This window comes from Bryobacter aggregatus MPL3 (assembly GCF_000702445.1).
Classification (GTDB): domain Bacteria; phylum Acidobacteriota; class Terriglobia; order Bryobacterales; family Bryobacteraceae; genus Bryobacter; species Bryobacter aggregatus.
Genome location: NZ_JNIF01000003.1, coordinates 700,538 through 714,217, shown reverse-complemented (window position 1 = coordinate 714,217; position 13,680 = coordinate 700,538). Strand labels below are relative to the sequence as shown.

Below are 13,680 nucleotides of genomic sequence, written 5' to 3'. Positions count from 1 at the left end.
TAGGGTGGGGCGATCGGAATGAGCCACGGACACAGTCACTCACACAGTCATAGCCACGGACACAGCCATGCGCCCAAGAGCTACACTTGGGCCTTCGGCGTCGGCATCTTCTTAAATCTCGCCTTCGTTGGCGCTGAGTTTTTCTACGGGCAACTCTCGAACTCCCTCGCCCTGATCGCCGATGCGGGCCATAACTTGAGCGATGTTTTTGGCCTTGCTCTCGCCTGGGGCGCGGCGGTGCTCTCCCGCCAGCGGCCAACCCCAAGCCGCACGTATGGCATGCGGCGCTCTTCCATCCTCGCCGCTCTGATCAACGCAGTTGTCTTGTTGATTGCTCTCGGAACCATCGCTTGGGAGGCTTTCCACCGCCTGGGAAATCCTGCGCCGGTCGCGGAACAGACCGTGATGTGGGTGGCGGCGATTGGAATGGTGATCAATGCCGTCACCGCCATGTTTTTCTTTTCCGGCAGCAGTGGCGACATGAACATCCGTGGCGCCTTTCTTCACATGGTTGCGGATGCTGCGGTGTCGGCAGGCGTGGTCGTCAGTGGCTACCTGGTTCTCAAGACCGGATGGTTCTGGCTCGATCCTGCGGTCAGCCTATTGATCTGCGGCATCATCGTTGTCAGCACCTGGGGCTTGCTCCGGGACTCCCTCAATCTTGCTCTCGACGGTGTCCCTGAAGGCATCGACCTGCACGCAGTGGATGCCTATCTGCTCTCGTTGCCGAACGTGGTTGGCGTCCACGATCTTCATGTCTGGGGGATGAGCACGACAGAAGCGGCCTTGACCGCTCATCTCGTAATGGCGGAGCCGGTCTGCGATAACGCCTTCTTACGGCAGGTGGAACAGGAACTCCATCATCGCTTTGGGATTGAACACGCCACGCTCCAACTGGAAACAGGCGACTCCTCCGATTGCCAATGCCGCCTCTATTGAGTCCTCAGCGGCTCCTTTGCTGCAGAGCAAACTCCAGCTCTGCCGCATCGTGAATGAAAGTGACTCCATCGCCTGCCAGTAGGCCGCACTCTGGAGTGCAATAAACCGGAATCCCTGCCGCCCGCGCCGTCAGTAAGGCGCGGGGCTGGTGTTCGACAAAGGCGGGCAAGACCACTGCGCAAGCCTGTGTGTACCAGGCCGTCTGCGGATCAGCGGCTGCCGCCAAGCCCTGCCAATAGCCAGCGCCTTCGAGGCTCGGGCCTGTCGTCAGAATCTTCAGATTCAGTTTGCGCGCCGCCTCCCGCACCAGAAACGCACCCCGGCGTGCGATCGCAGGCCCCGGAAATACGATGGAGGAGCCCGCCGCCGCAGGCAGCTTCGGCAAGATCCAGGGCAGCATTTGCGTCTGCTGCGGGGCCAGGGCCGCGATGCCAAGATGTGGTGTGACCCATTTGCTGGCAGCGGCCAACGCTTCCGACTCCGCCTCGCGAATCCAGGCTGGCGCACGAAAGTCCGATAGCGTGCGTTGCTCCGGATAGCGAAGCTGCGCCGCATTCAGCTGTGCTTCCAGTCTCGCAATCGGCAGCCGCGTCATCCAGACCGAAAAGCGGCGTCCCCCGAGTGCGCCGTCGCGCCACAAAAAGGGCAGCAACGACTGCGCCACTACGATCTCAGCATGCCGCGCCTGGAGCTGCCGCGCATAGCTCTTGGCGAGTGCTTCGGCACCCTCGAACAGCGCCATCTGCCGGCCTGCTCCCTGCTGCGCCAAACGGCGCGCCTGCCAGGATCGCTGCAATGCCGGCAGTGTCGCCGTGTGGATCGCATGAAATCTTTCTGTTGGCCAACGGTAGCGATCCATTTTCCACTTCCCACCGTTGAGTGGCAGAAAGAGTTCATCCGCCGCCGTGTCTTGCGCGCGGAGCCAGTCCTGGAACTCCGGCCAATTCTCGTCCACCAGAAAGGCCCGCCGGGCCGTGGTCTTCTCCAGCCGCCGTGCCTGCGCGTGGCGATGGCATTGTTGCTGGCCACAGTCAAAGCAGTTGTTCGCACGATTGAGCGCAGTCGCTTGTGGCACGAGGACTGCCAGACTCTGCGGTTGGTCGGAGTAAGCTGTCAGCACTAGTTCCTCTTCACTCAATCGGACGCGCAACTGGAATGGGCGCCGAGGCCGGAATCGGAGGTCGACATAGTTCCAGGCAATGGTGGCGTCCTCTCCCATCTCGGCAGCCGATCCCGGTACGATCCGTGAATGCGTGTGCCGCTCGACAATCTCGCACTGGGCTGCGAGCGCCACCTGGTAGAGTGCGTTGGAAAGCTGGCACAAACCGCCACCAACGCTCGGTACGATACAGCCCTGTTCGAGCATGCGGCCTTCGGCAAAGCCGCGTTGCGCTGTGGCCCGGCCCACTTGCCGCCAGAAGCTGAAGACCTCGCCTGCCGGAATCAAAACGCCATCGAGCTTTCGTGCTGCCAGCCGCAAGTTTTGCACCTTGCCGAGTTGCAACCGTTCTTCCGCCAGGTCTGCCGCGGACCACAGCGGAGAGCGATTCTCACAGACGGCATGTGTCCATTCGAGCGGCTGGCGTTTATGGAGCGGAATCTGTTGCCGCCAGTCTCGTACGCAACGCAAGCCCTGCAAGGCCAGCACCTTGGCGCGAAAGATCGCAATGTCGAATCGAGACTTTGTTCGCGGACCCGCGACCTCCGGGGATCGAGGCGTCGTGCGCTCAAACTCGTCCGACATACGACTTGTTGATGGCGTCAATCTTGGGCGTCCCGCACTGGCGCATCGCCAGATGGAACTCAGCCCGAAGAATCTCCAGGCAGCGGCTGACTCCCGCCTCTCCAAACGCTCCGAGCGCCCACAGATAAGGCCGTCCGATGCACACCGCCGTTGCGCCTAATGCCAGCGCCTTGAAGATATCCGTGCCACGGCGAAACCCTCCATCGATCAAAACCGGTACTCGCCGGTTCACCGCGTCCACCACCTCCGGAAGCGCATCAATCGTGCCACGGCCCGATTCAGCCGCCCGGGCCCCATGGTTGGACACAATGATGCCATCCACGCCGTGCTCCACCGCCAGCCGCGCATCCTCGCCGGTCTCGAGTCCTTTGATCAGCAGCTTCATCTTGGTCAGCTTGCGATATCTCTCGATCTGGGACCAGGTCTGCGCCGGGTTGTGCAAGGTCACGTCGCTCATATCAATCCCTTGGAACATCGGCTTCGGCCGCAAGGTCGATTTGCCGTTGCTCATCGGATGACAACTATTGCAGGGCCGCGCGTCGTGCAAGCGATAACGGGCTTCGGTCTCCGTATTCCGGCCGCCCTGCGTATCCACGGTCACCACCAGGACAGGGGCACCCACTTGTTCGGCATGCCGCACCAACTTTTCGGTCACCTCCCACTTCGAGGTCGGGTAGAGCTGATACCAGATCTTCCGGGTGTGCTCCTTGGCGACATCCTCAATCGGGCTCGACGTCATGGTTGACAGAATTTGCAAATGACCTGCAGCATGAGCAGCCCTGGCGACCGCGATTTCGCCTTCCGGATGATAAGCCTTCTGGCTGCCAGCTGGAGCAAGCAGAATCGGCGTCTTCCACGACTCTCCAAAGAGCTGAATCGAGGTGTCGATCTGCGAAACATCCACCATGCGGCGAGGGCGCAAGTAAAGGCGATCAAAACCCGAGCGGTTCGCCCGCAGCGTCCGGTCGTCATCCACTCCCGTCGAGAGATAGCCAAAATGAGCGGGCGGGATGGTTTGTTTTGCCTTTTCTTCGAAATCCATGACATTCAGCGCGGCCAGCGGCGATTCCAGACTTTGACTCAACAGCGGGCTGGCCGCAAGAAAGCGAAGGAATTCCCGGCGAAAGAGAGCCTGTGTCATGGGTGGGATTGTATCAGCGGTGGTGCAAAAGCACCAATCGGTGGACTTCCACCGGCCCCGTCGCCATCATTGCTTCGTAGAATCAATAGCTTAACTTTGGCATGGTGGTTGCAATAGAAAGAGTATCCAAAGGAGGATGAATATGAAATCCAAATTGCTGGCAATCGCGCTTTTGATGGGGACATTGGCTGGTTCTACCCTCTTCGCACAACACGGACCGGGTGGGGGTCATGGTGGTGGACACAGAGGTCCGTCACAGTCCTATCGCGGCGGTCATGGTTTTACCCAACGTGGCGGTGGTGGACATTTTTATGCGGCTCCGCGCGTTTATTCAAACGGTTACCGCTACGGCGGCGGATACGGCTACCGTGGCCCGGTAGGCTTCCTTGCGCCGCCCCCGCCTGCCTTCCCTTTAGGCTATGCCTACATACCGCCTAGCCCGGGTCCAGGCTTCGCGTTCATTGCGGGTTCTTGGGGCTTCGTCGGTGGCCACTATAGTTGGCACCCCGGTTATTGGGCACGGCCTCCGTATGCGGGCGCCCGTTGGATCGCACCGCACTACGCAAACCGCAACTACTATAACGGTTACTGGGGTCGTTAAGACTGCAGCAACAGAGTCCGCCATCCTCCGGGATGGCGGATTTCTTTTTTTGTATCGTTAGAGACGTGGGAACGATTTCATACCGTGTCGGAAATGCGCTGGATCTGGACCAGCTGATTGAGTTGTATCGGGCTTCCACTTTAGGGGAACGGCGGCCTGTCGACGATCGCGAGCGCATGCGAGCCATGGCGGCGAACGCAAATCTGGTCGTGACTGCCTGGGACGGCGCACTCCTTGTGGGCATCTCCCGCGCCTTAACCGACTTTGTCTATGCCACCTATCTGGCTGATCTTGCCGTCCGAGAATCTCACCAGCGCCAGGGCATCGGCAAGGAACTCATTCGCCGTACGCAGGCGGAGGCGAAGCCTGCAAATCTGATTCTTTTGGCTGCGCCCAAAGCTGTCGAATATTACCCGCACATTGGCTTCGACCGGCACGACTCCGCGTGGATGCTGCGCGTAGGAAGAGAGATCGATTGAGACTGCTGGCCGGCTTCCTGCTGTGCTGTGCTCTCTTTGCGCAGCCCATTCCCGTTCTGATCGTCGACGGAGTCAACAATCACGACTGGCGCGCGGCTACGGACTTTTTGCGCCGCACGCTGGAGAAGACCGGCAAGTTCCGGGTGGATGTCTCCACCGCGACGCCTCCTTTCACCGGCTGGCGTCCAGACTTCTCTGCCTATCGCGTTGTCATCAATAACTTCAATGGCGGCCATCTGCAGGATGGCGTCCGTTGGCCGCGTGTAGTGGAAGAAGACCTCGTGCGCTATCTCCGTCAAGGCGGAGGCTTAGTCAACTACCACGCGGCGAATAATGCCTTTCTGCTCTGGCCGGAGTATCAGGAGATCGTCGGCTTACTCTGGCGCGACAAGAACTTTGGTCCGGGGCTGGTGGTCGATGTCCAGCGCAAAGTGATGGTGGTGCCGGCCGGGCAAGGTCCCCAGCCGGGCCATGGCCCGCGGCACGATTTCCGCATCAATGTGCTCGATAGAAAGCATCCAATTACGCGGTCGCTGCCTGCCTTCTGGCAGCATCGGGGAGAACAACTGACTCATGGGCAGCATGGCCCGCCCGGCTCGATGGGTGAGTTGCATGTATTGACCTATGCCTGGAGCAAAGATTCACAACGCAACGAGCCTCTCGATTGGGTGCGCCGCTATGGCCGCGGCCGGGTCTACACCACCATGCTGGGACACACCTGGAAAAACGAAGCGAACCCCAATTTCCTGGTTCCTGAATTCCAGCAGTTACTGGTGCAGGGGGTGGAGTGGGCGGCTACCGGGCGAGTCAGTTCGCCTTAAGATTCAACTCGGCATCCGACCGGCGCACATAATTCGCATCGAGCGATGCCGCATCGGGACGAGCTCCCTGTTGGTATTGCCGTTCTGCAAGTTGGGCAATCGTGGCCGCCAGCGCACGTGGCGCAGAACTGGCGGGAGTCTCTGGATACTGTGCCGGGTCGAAGGTGACATAGGCCTGATCGCGGGGAAGCTGGGCATAAGGAATCACCACTTCCTGCCCCCCGAGCAGCGCATAGACGTCGCCGCGGCGGGCGTCATAGAACGGAATCGCATCGGGTGGCCCGTAGCTGGCCACTGCCTCCAGATTGCTGATGCCAAAAACCGGTTTTGCCATCGCTTCGCCAAAGCCCTTGGCTGCCGTCAATCCAATCCGAATTCCGGTAAAGGTGCCCGGACCCGCTGCGGCGGCAAACGCATCAATATCCTCCAGGCTCAACTGATGGCGGTCCAGAAGCTGCTGGACCGCGGTGAACAGGAAACTGGAGAACCCGTCCTCGGCATGGAGCGCAACTTCTTCCAGTACAGCGCCGTTATGGACCAGTGCAATGCTGCCGTCGTCGTGTGTCGTGTCAATCGCGAGAATCATGGGATGAGGCTGACCACCCGGTCAATATAGTAGATCTTTCCGTTTGCGTTCATTCCAGCGATGCGCAGATTCAGCACCGCCGGAAACTTGGTCGCCAACTCACGCGGCAGTGTGATGCTGCCCTTGGCCTGGGTTCCGATCACACGCATGCCCTGCGCTTCGGTCGGGACATCGGCGGTAATTAAATACTGCATAAAGCGAGTGGCCCGCGAGTCTTTCGTAATCTTGATTTCAAAAGGAATTGGCGTGTCGGCCTTGAGGTCCATTGCATCCTTAAGATTGATCGTGAAAGGGACGCGCTTGGGGTCGACCTCCGCTTCCTGCATCAGGAAAGGCTGGCTCTCGAACTTGTAGCTCTTCAGCATGCCTTCCTTGCGGCCTTCGCGGGACAGTTGCAGCAGCCATTCGCCGGTCTTGGTTGGAGGCTCTCCAATGAAGTGCTCTCCCTTGTATTCCTTCAGCGGAGTGCGTTCGCCTGTCGAGGCGTTGATCCAGGCTGCGTCATAACCATGCTTTTCCACTTCCACCTCGACAATTCCAGGACGGTCGACGACCAGCAGATAATCCGTGCCCTCAAGGCTCAGCGCCTTGCCATTGGAGACGTCAAAATACGGTTCCAGCTCCCAAAACCGCGTACTCTCCATCACCTCTCCGATCGCTCTCGTGGCTCCATAGCCGAGATAGCTGCCTGAGGCGATCGCGTTCCAGAGCACCTTGGTGCTCATGCGCTTGCCGATGCTGATCGTAGGTAGCGGATAGCTCTGGTGCTCGAGCGCCGGCACTGCCGGGTCTTCTCCGTTGCACAGGATGTGAGTCATCCACCCGTCTTTGACAAAGGCTCCGGTGCTGCCCACCGGATAGGCGCTCCGGGGGTGATCGTAAGGGTCCCAGCGCTTGATCAAGGTCCCCACATCCTTGAGCAGGGTACGGGCCTCGCGATAGGTTTCCCAATCCTTCACCAATTCCCAGGTGACATTGAAGGGTGCCAGGCGCGCGACCGCATAGCGGAAATACTTTTCGCGTTGGTTCCCATCAGGCAGCGCCTTGGTCAGGGCGCCATCCGGTCCCGCCAGCACGAGGTCCACCAGAATGCCGTCCGCATTCAGGCGGCGGATCTGTTTCTCAAGCGCATCGAAGCGTGCCGGGTCCGGGGGCCACTGCGGCTCAAACAGCGTACGCACATGAGTGGCTTTCTGATTCTTGGCGGTCAGAAGACTCTCGTCCGAGGCGGTCGGCAGATCCCAGATCTCCATCCCAAGCCAGAGATGCGCCTTCAGCGACCCTGTATAACGCCAATGGTGCACATTCGCACGTTGGATGAATCCTGGCGCGTCGCTGGCCGTCGCGGTCACCCGCAAATTCTGCTTGTCGAAGCGTGCAAGATTGCTGGTCAGCTTCAATTCCCAGAGCCCATCGTCGGTGGGAGTGAAGCGAAGCACCATCTTCTTCCCGCCCGCCCAGAATGCTTCCGCCAAAAAGGTGCGAAAGCGCGGACTCTTCACCTCCGCTGTAATCTGTGTGCCCTGCCAGGTCTCCGCGCCGCTCAACTCAAAGGTGATGTCACAAGTCTGGAAGACAGGCGTGTCGGCACATGGACTCTGAGCCCATGCAGAGACGCCAAGAAACAAAAGGGTCAATCCGGCCCGCATAATAGCCAGTATGACGCGTGTGCTGATCCTCAGTTTTCTTGTCGCTCTGCAAGTTTTCGCTCAAGGGACTTTGGGCCCGAAAACAGCCAATTTTCAGAAACTCGACGGCTACTTTCCTCTCTTCTACGATGGCAAGACCGGAAAGCTCTACCTCCTGGTCGACAAGTTTGACACCGACTTCCTGTTCTACGACAGTCTGCCTGCCGGTCTCGGCTCCAATGACATCGGTCTCGATCGTGGCCTGATCGGGCAAGAGAAAGTGGTTCATTTTGAACGCGCCGGGGCGAAAGTCCTGCTGGTCCAAGAGAATCAGGACTATCGCGCTGTTTCAAACGATCCGCTTGAACGGAAGGCCGTTGCTGACAGCTTCGCGAGGAGCACCATTGCCGGTTTTGCGGTGGAGGCGGAAGACGGCGCCAAAGCCCTCATCGACATCACAAACTTCGCGTTGCGCGACTCGATGAATGTCGCCGGCCGCCTCAAGCAGCAGAATCAAGGCAGCTTCCGTCTCGATCCGGCACGAAGCGCGATTTTCATGAGCCGTACGAAGGCCTTTCCAAAGAACACCGAAGTGGAAGCGACCGTCACCTTCGCGGGAGAAGGCGCCGGAAATCTCGTTTCGAGCGTCACCCCCAGTGCAGACGCGATCACCCTGCGCGTCCACATGAGCTTCCTTGAATTGCCGCCTCCTGGCTATACCCCGCGTCTCTATGACCCGCGTTCCGGCTACATCCAGTTGAAGTACATGGATTACGCAACGCCGGTCGAGCAATCGATCGAGAAACGCTTCATTCTGCGCCATCGCTTAGAGAAAAAGGACCCGGCGGCGAAAATCAGCGATCCGGTCAAGCCGATTATTTACTACATCGATCCCGGTGCGCCCGAGCCAATTCGCAGCGCGCTCCTCGAAGGCGGGCGCTGGTGGAACCAAGCCTTTGAAGCAATCGGTTATCGGAATGCCTTCCGTGTCGAGTTGCTCCCTGAGGACGCGGACCCGATGGATGCCCGCTACAACCTGGTGCAGTGGGTGCACCGTTCGACGCGCGGGTGGAGCTATGGAAACAGTGTCGCCGATCCCCGGACCGGCGAGATCATCAAAGGACATGTGACATTGGGCAGCCTGCGCATTCGCCAGGACTTCATGATTGCGGAAGGGCTTCTCGCTCCCTACCTAGGCAAAGACAACTCCACCAAGCGGATGCTCGACATGAGCGTCGCGCGCATCCGGCAATTGTCGACCCACGAGATTGGACACACCCTCGGGCTTGTCCATAACTACGCCGCCAGCAGCTTTGGCCGGGCCAGTGTGATGGATTACCCGCATCCGTTGATCACGATCAAGAGCGACGGGTCGCTCGATCTGAGCGATGCCTATGCTGTCGGGGCAGGGGAGTGGGACAAGGTTGCAATTGAGTACGGCTACCAGCATTACCCTGCTGGCTCGGACGAGGCGGCAGAGCTCCGCAAGGTGATGGAGCGCGCCCAGAAGAAGGGCCTCTATTTGATCTCTGACTCCGATTCGCGCGCTCCCGGCGGCGCTCATCCTGTCGGACATCTCTGGGACAATGGCCCCAATGCCGTTGATGAACTGGCTCGCATGATGAAGGTGAGGGCAAAGGCGCTCGAGACCTTCGGGGAAAAGGTGATTCCAATTGGAACCCCGATGTCGGAGATCGAGAATAAATTGGTGCCGATCTACCTGAGCCATCGCTATCAGGTGGAGGCTGCGGCGAAACTGGTGGGCGGCCTGGACTATCGCTATGCCCTGCGTGGCGACAACCAGCCGGTGGCACCGATCCTGGCTCCCGACGAACAACGGCGCGCCTTGCAAGGCCTGATCGACACCTTGAAGCCGGAGCTTCTCACGTTGCCGGAGCGTCTGCTCGCCCTCATGCCGCCTCCAGCTCTTGGCTACCCGCGCACGCGCGAAAGTTTCCGGGGCCGCACCGGGGTTAGCTTCGACGCGCTGGCTCCGGTGGAGAGTGCGGCAAACCTGAGCTTTGGCCTTCTCCTCCATCCCCAGCGGGCTTCCCGGTTGGTGCAGCACAACGCGCGGGACCCGAAGAATCCTTCGCTCGAAGAAGTGATTGACCAGTTGGCGGCTGCAACCTGGAAAGCAAAGCCTCTCAGCGGGATGCTGCGCGAGACCCAGTACGCTCTCAACGTCTCATTCCTCTATCACCTGATGGCCTTGGCCAGCGATGCGCAAGCTGCTCCGCGAGCCAGGTCGATTGCCTACGCAAAGCTTCTGGAAATAAACGCGGGATTGCACGACGCCTGGCTTGCCGGGCAGATCAAGCGCTTTGAGGAGGATCCGAAGCAGTTGCCGCTGCCTCGTCCCCAGGAGCCGCCGCCTGGGATGCCGATTGGAGACGAAGAAATGCGTCTCTGGTAAAGATGGCAGCCTGTGGATAGAATTCCCGAAGATCCTCCGCCAGTGCTTCATAGTGCTGGCGGAGTTCTGTTTCTGCTCCGGCCAGTCCGGTGATGCGGGGGCGGCGCTCTTCCATGCGAATGAGGACATGGGCGATGCTGCTGATATCTCGATAACTGCCCAGCCAGTGGGGTGAGATCATCCGCCCTGGAAACTCCCGCAGCGGCTCGGGCAAATGAACGGCATGGGGCAGGAGCCGCTCGCGAATGGGTTCCAGGGCTACATCTTGCGCGAGGAAATGATCGTAGAAGATATCAACTAGCACCCCGGCGACGCGCTGGCGCAAGGGACTCATGCGCGCTTTGCTGCGGAGCACGGCTGGATGTGTGTCTGTGAATCGGTCAATTTGACGATGCAGCGCCACGCCGATACGGAGGTCCACAGCGGCGATCGCGTCCACACGCCCCTTGAAGAAATCTCCAAGAAGGTTCCCCAGCGAACTGAGGCCCGCGTCCGGGAGCAAAATCAGATGGCCGAGATAGTTCAATCCTCTACTGTAGCGGTAGTCTGGAGGCAGCTATGACAATTTATCCCGAAGAGGAAAATCCGCGCGATATTTATAAGCTCATGATTGGAATGGTGGTTCCTCGTCCCATCGCCTGGGTTTCCACAATTAGCGAACGTGGCGTTCCGAATCTTGCGCCTTTTAGTTTCTTTAACGCCCTATCTGGGGATCCACCTGTTGTATGTTTTTCGCCATCCCGCCGCCCTATTGGCGACAGTAAAAAAGATACCCTGCGCAATCTCGAATTCTCTAGAGACTTTGTGGTGAACATCGTTAGTGAGCATTTGGCCGAAGCGATGAATCGATCTTCCGAAGAAGTTCCCGAAGATGTGGATGAGTTTCCGCTTGCTGGAGTAAGCTCAGAACTCGCAACCCTTGTAAAATCACCAATGGTGCGAGAAGCTCTTGCAAAAATGGAATGCCGTGTACGCTCCATCCTCCCCTTAGGCGATCGACCTACTAGTGGTGTTCTTGTATTAGGTGACGTTGTTTGTTTCCATTTCGCGGAAGGCTTGGTTCATAATTTTAGAGTTGACCCGGCAATGCTGGCTGCGGTAGGCAGAATGGGCGGTTCCACTTATTGTGATACCCGGAATAGATTCGACCTACTTCGGCCATCGAGAAATCTCAAAGAGTAATTGACGCACTCCAGATACTTGAGCGACAATTCGACGAAGTAGGAGAAATTCTTGTCGCCGGAGAAAGTAATCATAAAAAATAGCATTGAAAGTGAATTGCATTCTGCCGCGTCGACAGAGCTTCTCTCTGCTTATCGCCAAGACAACTCAATCCCCGAACACCGCTTGTTTCAAGTGGTGAATGGCAAGTTGAAATCGATTGCTCGAAAACGTTTGGGGGCCGAACGGCCGGGCTCCTTGCAGCCGACAGAGCTGATTAGCGAAGCCTATGAGAAGATGCTGAGCAGCCGCAGTCAGAAATGGCAGGATGAGATCCATTTTCTGGCTGTCGCTTCTCGCGTCATGCGGCAGATTTTGATCGACTACGCCAGGCGCCGCAATGCACTCAAACGGGGGAATGGCCTTGAGCCGGTCGAACTCCAGGAATCGCATCTGGTGGATGCCAGAGATCTCGATCTGATCCTCTCCGTGAAGCAGGTGCTCGCCCAACTTTCGAGACTGGACACCCGTCAGGCAGAGATTGTCGGAATGATGTACTTCGACGGACTGACACAGGAAGAAGTGGCGCAGTCCATTGGAGTGGAAGTGCGTACGGTGAAGCGCGAGTGGGGAATGGCGCGAGCTTGGATGGCCAAGCGATTGACTACGCCCGCCTCCGAGGCATTGCGCCGCTTTGTGGCTTAATGCAAAAGACCCCATCGGTTCTTGTTCCGATGGGGTCTTTTGTATGAGAAGGCACTATTTGCTATTCGTCGCCGTCCGTCTCAAGCAACTTGAGCCCGGCAACGGTGGAAGGCGGGAGAACCCCGGCCTTTGAGTAGACAAACAGCTTACTGCGCGAATCGGCGATATCAAGATTGCGCATCGTGAGTTGACCAATGCGGTCGAGCGGCGTAAAGGCCCCGTCCACCTTTTCCATGGACAAGCGCTCGGGGGCGTAGGTGAGATTTGGCGATTCCGTATTGAGAATCGAGTAATCATTGCCGCGGCGTAATTCGAGTGTCACTTCTCCGGTCACAGCCTTGGCGATCCAGCGCTGCAGCGTCTCGCGCAGCATCATCGATTGCGGATCAAACCAGCGGCCTTCATACAGCAGACGTCCCAGGCGGCGGCCCATATCGCGGTACTGTTCAATCGAACCTTCATTGTGAATGCCGGTGATCAGGCGTTCATAAGCGAGAAACAGCAGCGACATCGCCGGCGCTTCATAGATGCCGCGCGACTTGGCTTCAATGATGCGATTCTCAATCTGATCGCTCATCCCCAGCCCATGACGCCCACCGATGCGATTGGCTTCGAGCACCAGTTCGACATCGTTCTCAAACGTCTTGCCGTTGAGCGCAACCGGACGGCCTTCCTCAAAACGGACTGAAACCTCTTCAGCCTTGACGGCCACATCGTCGCGCCAGAAGGCAACACCCATGATCGGGTCGACAATCTTGATGCCGGTGTCGAGCGATTCGAGATCCTTCGCTTCGTGCGTCGCGCCCCAGATGTTGGAGTCGGTAGAGTAGGCTTTCTCCTTCGACATCTTATAGCCGAGCCCGGCCTTTTCGAGCAGCTCCGACATTTCCTTGCGGCCGCCGAGCTCGTTGTTGAAGGTCTGGTCGAGCCACGGCTTATAGATCTTCAGGCTCGGGTTGACCATCAGGCCATAGCGGTAGAATCGCTCGATGTCGTTGCCCTTGTAGGTGGATCCGTCGCCCCAGATGTTGACGTCATCTTCCTTCATCGCCCCCACCAGCATCGTGCCGGTGACGGCGCGTCCGATCGGAGTCGTGTTGAAGTAAGGCAGGCCGCCGGTGGTGATGTGGAAGGCGCCGCACTGCAGCGCGGCAATGCCTTCGCGCACCAGTTGTTCACGGCAGTCGATCAGGCGTGCCAGTTGTGCCCCGCATTCGAGCGCCCGTTTCGGGATCGCGTCATAATCCGGCTCGTCGGGTTGGCCGAGGTTCGCGGTATAGCAATAAGGGATCGCGCCCTTTTCACGCATCCAGTAGATCGCCGCGGAGGTGTCCAGGCCACCAGAAAACGCGATGCCGACTTTTTCGCCGACCGGCAGGGATTGAAGAATGTTCGCCATGAGTGCTTTCTCTCATGGTAACCAGCCGCGCGAGACGTTAAGCTGGATTTTCATTCATTC

Annotated in this window: 13 protein-coding genes; 7 read left to right on the top strand and 6 right to left on the bottom strand. The window is 58.6% G+C overall.

All coding sequences use genetic code 11. The features are described from left to right. The first annotated feature begins 18 nt into the window (after positions 1–18). The gene (locus M017_RS0103690; protein ID WP_031495889.1) at positions 19–939 is read left to right on the top strand and encodes a cation diffusion facilitator family transporter; all 921 of its coding nucleotides are present in this window, start codon (positions 19–21) and stop codon (positions 937–939) included. Between the two features lie 4 nt (positions 940–943). On the opposite strand, the gene M017_RS27355 is transcribed toward M017_RS0103690, so the two are convergent. Further along, entirely contained in the window at positions 944–2,683 is a 1,740-nt protein-coding gene (locus M017_RS27355) for a VanW family protein (RefSeq protein ID WP_051669481.1), read from the bottom strand. Next, positions 2,667–3,824: an alpha-hydroxy acid oxidase gene (locus M017_RS0103680; protein WP_031495886.1), complete on the bottom strand. Its 1,158-nt coding sequence runs from the start codon at positions 3,822–3,824 to the stop codon at positions 2,667–2,669. Before M017_RS0103680 ends, M017_RS27355 begins: the two co-directional genes overlap by 17 nt. A 142-nt stretch (positions 3,825–3,966) precedes the next feature. Here M017_RS0103680 and M017_RS29120 point away from each other — a divergent pair, with 142 nt between their 5' ends. From M017_RS29120 to M017_RS0103665, 3 genes are all read left to right on the top strand, one after another. Beyond that, positions 3,967–4,425 carry a hypothetical protein gene (locus tag M017_RS29120; protein WP_238325801.1) on the top strand — a complete coding sequence of 153 codons (459 nt, stop codon included), beginning with the start codon at positions 3,967–3,969 and terminating at the stop codon, positions 4,423–4,425. A gap of 65 nt (positions 4,426–4,490) precedes the next feature. Next, entirely contained in the window at positions 4,491–4,904 is a 414-nt protein-coding gene (locus M017_RS0103670; RefSeq protein ID WP_202901611.1) for a GNAT family N-acetyltransferase, read from the top strand. Then, positions 4,901–5,725, top strand: a complete 825-nt coding sequence (locus tag M017_RS0103665) for a ThuA domain-containing protein (RefSeq protein ID WP_031495883.1) — start codon at positions 4,901–4,903, stop codon at positions 5,723–5,725. The genes M017_RS0103670 and M017_RS0103665 overlap by 4 nt, the downstream gene beginning before the upstream one ends. Here the strand turns inward: M017_RS0103665 and tsaB are convergent. Then, the gene (tsaB, locus tag M017_RS27350; RefSeq protein WP_051669479.1) at positions 5,712–6,311 is read right to left on the bottom strand and encodes a tRNA (adenosine(37)-N6)-threonylcarbamoyltransferase complex dimerization subunit type 1 TsaB; all 600 of its coding nucleotides are present in this window, start codon (positions 6,309–6,311) and stop codon (positions 5,712–5,714) included. The genes M017_RS0103665 and tsaB overlap by 14 nt on opposite strands. Further along, positions 6,308–7,948, bottom strand: a complete 1,641-nt coding sequence (locus M017_RS0103655; protein ID WP_162179826.1) for a DUF5060 domain-containing protein — start codon at positions 7,946–7,948, stop codon at positions 6,308–6,310. Before M017_RS0103655 ends, tsaB begins: the two co-directional genes overlap by 4 nt. Positions 7,949–7,970: 22 nt before the next feature. On the opposite strand from M017_RS0103655, the gene M017_RS0103650 reads away from it, so the two are divergent. Further along, entirely contained in the window at positions 7,971–10,355 is a 2,385-nt protein-coding gene (locus M017_RS0103650) for a zinc-dependent metalloprotease (protein WP_035957644.1), read from the top strand. Here the strand turns inward: M017_RS0103650 and M017_RS0103645 are convergent. Next, positions 10,255–10,881 carry an acyl carrier protein phosphodiesterase gene (locus M017_RS0103645; protein ID WP_031495876.1) on the bottom strand — a complete coding sequence of 209 codons (627 nt, stop codon included), beginning with the start codon at positions 10,879–10,881 and terminating at the stop codon, positions 10,255–10,257. The two genes, M017_RS0103650 and M017_RS0103645, sit on opposite strands and share 101 nt — an antisense overlap. 32 nt (positions 10,882–10,913) lie before the next feature. Between M017_RS0103645 and M017_RS28505 the strand changes: the two genes are divergently transcribed. Together M017_RS28505 and M017_RS0103640 are read left to right on the top strand one after the other, a co-directional pair. Beyond that, the gene (locus tag M017_RS28505) at positions 10,914–11,537 is read left to right on the top strand and encodes a flavin reductase family protein (protein ID WP_080507478.1); all 624 of its coding nucleotides are present in this window, start codon (positions 10,914–10,916) and stop codon (positions 11,535–11,537) included. 96 nt (positions 11,538–11,633) lie between these two features. Next, positions 11,634–12,221, top strand: coding sequence for an ECF-type sigma factor (locus M017_RS0103640; protein ID WP_031495875.1), 588 nt, complete (start codon positions 11,634–11,636; stop codon positions 12,219–12,221). 61 nt (positions 12,222–12,282) lie between these two features. On the opposite strand, the gene argG is transcribed toward M017_RS0103640, so the two are convergent. Then, complete coding sequence (gene argG / locus M017_RS0103635) at positions 12,283–13,620, bottom strand: argininosuccinate synthase (RefSeq protein WP_031495872.1); 1,338 nt, start codon at positions 13,618–13,620, stop codon at positions 12,283–12,285. Between the last annotated feature and the right edge of the window lie 60 nt (positions 13,621–13,680).

Excerpts from the sequence above, each read along its gene's own strand:
- M017_RS0103690 (WP_031495889.1), top strand. The coding sequence starts at position 19 with ATGAGCCACGGACACAGTCACTCACACAGTCATAGCCACGGACACAGC.
- M017_RS27355 (WP_051669481.1), bottom strand. The coding sequence starts at position 2,683 with ATGTCGGACGAGTTTGAGCGCACGACGCCTCGATCCCCGGAGGTCGCG.
- M017_RS0103680 (WP_031495886.1), bottom strand. The coding sequence starts at position 3,824 with ATGACACAGGCTCTCTTTCGCCGGGAATTCCTTCGCTTTCTTGCGGCC.
- M017_RS29120 (WP_238325801.1), top strand. The coding sequence starts at position 3,967 with ATGAAATCCAAATTGCTGGCAATCGCGCTTTTGATGGGGACATTGGCT.
- tsaB (WP_051669479.1), bottom strand. The coding sequence starts at position 6,311 with ATGATTCTCGCGATTGACACGACACACGACGACGGCAGCATTGCACTG.
- M017_RS0103650 (WP_035957644.1), top strand. The coding sequence starts at position 7,971 with ATGACGCGTGTGCTGATCCTCAGTTTTCTTGTCGCTCTGCAAGTTTTC.
- M017_RS28505 (WP_080507478.1), top strand. The coding sequence starts at position 10,914 with ATGACAATTTATCCCGAAGAGGAAAATCCGCGCGATATTTATAAGCTC.
- argG (WP_031495872.1), bottom strand. The coding sequence starts at position 13,620 with ATGGCGAACATTCTTCAATCCCTGCCGGTCGGCGAAAAAGTCGGCATC.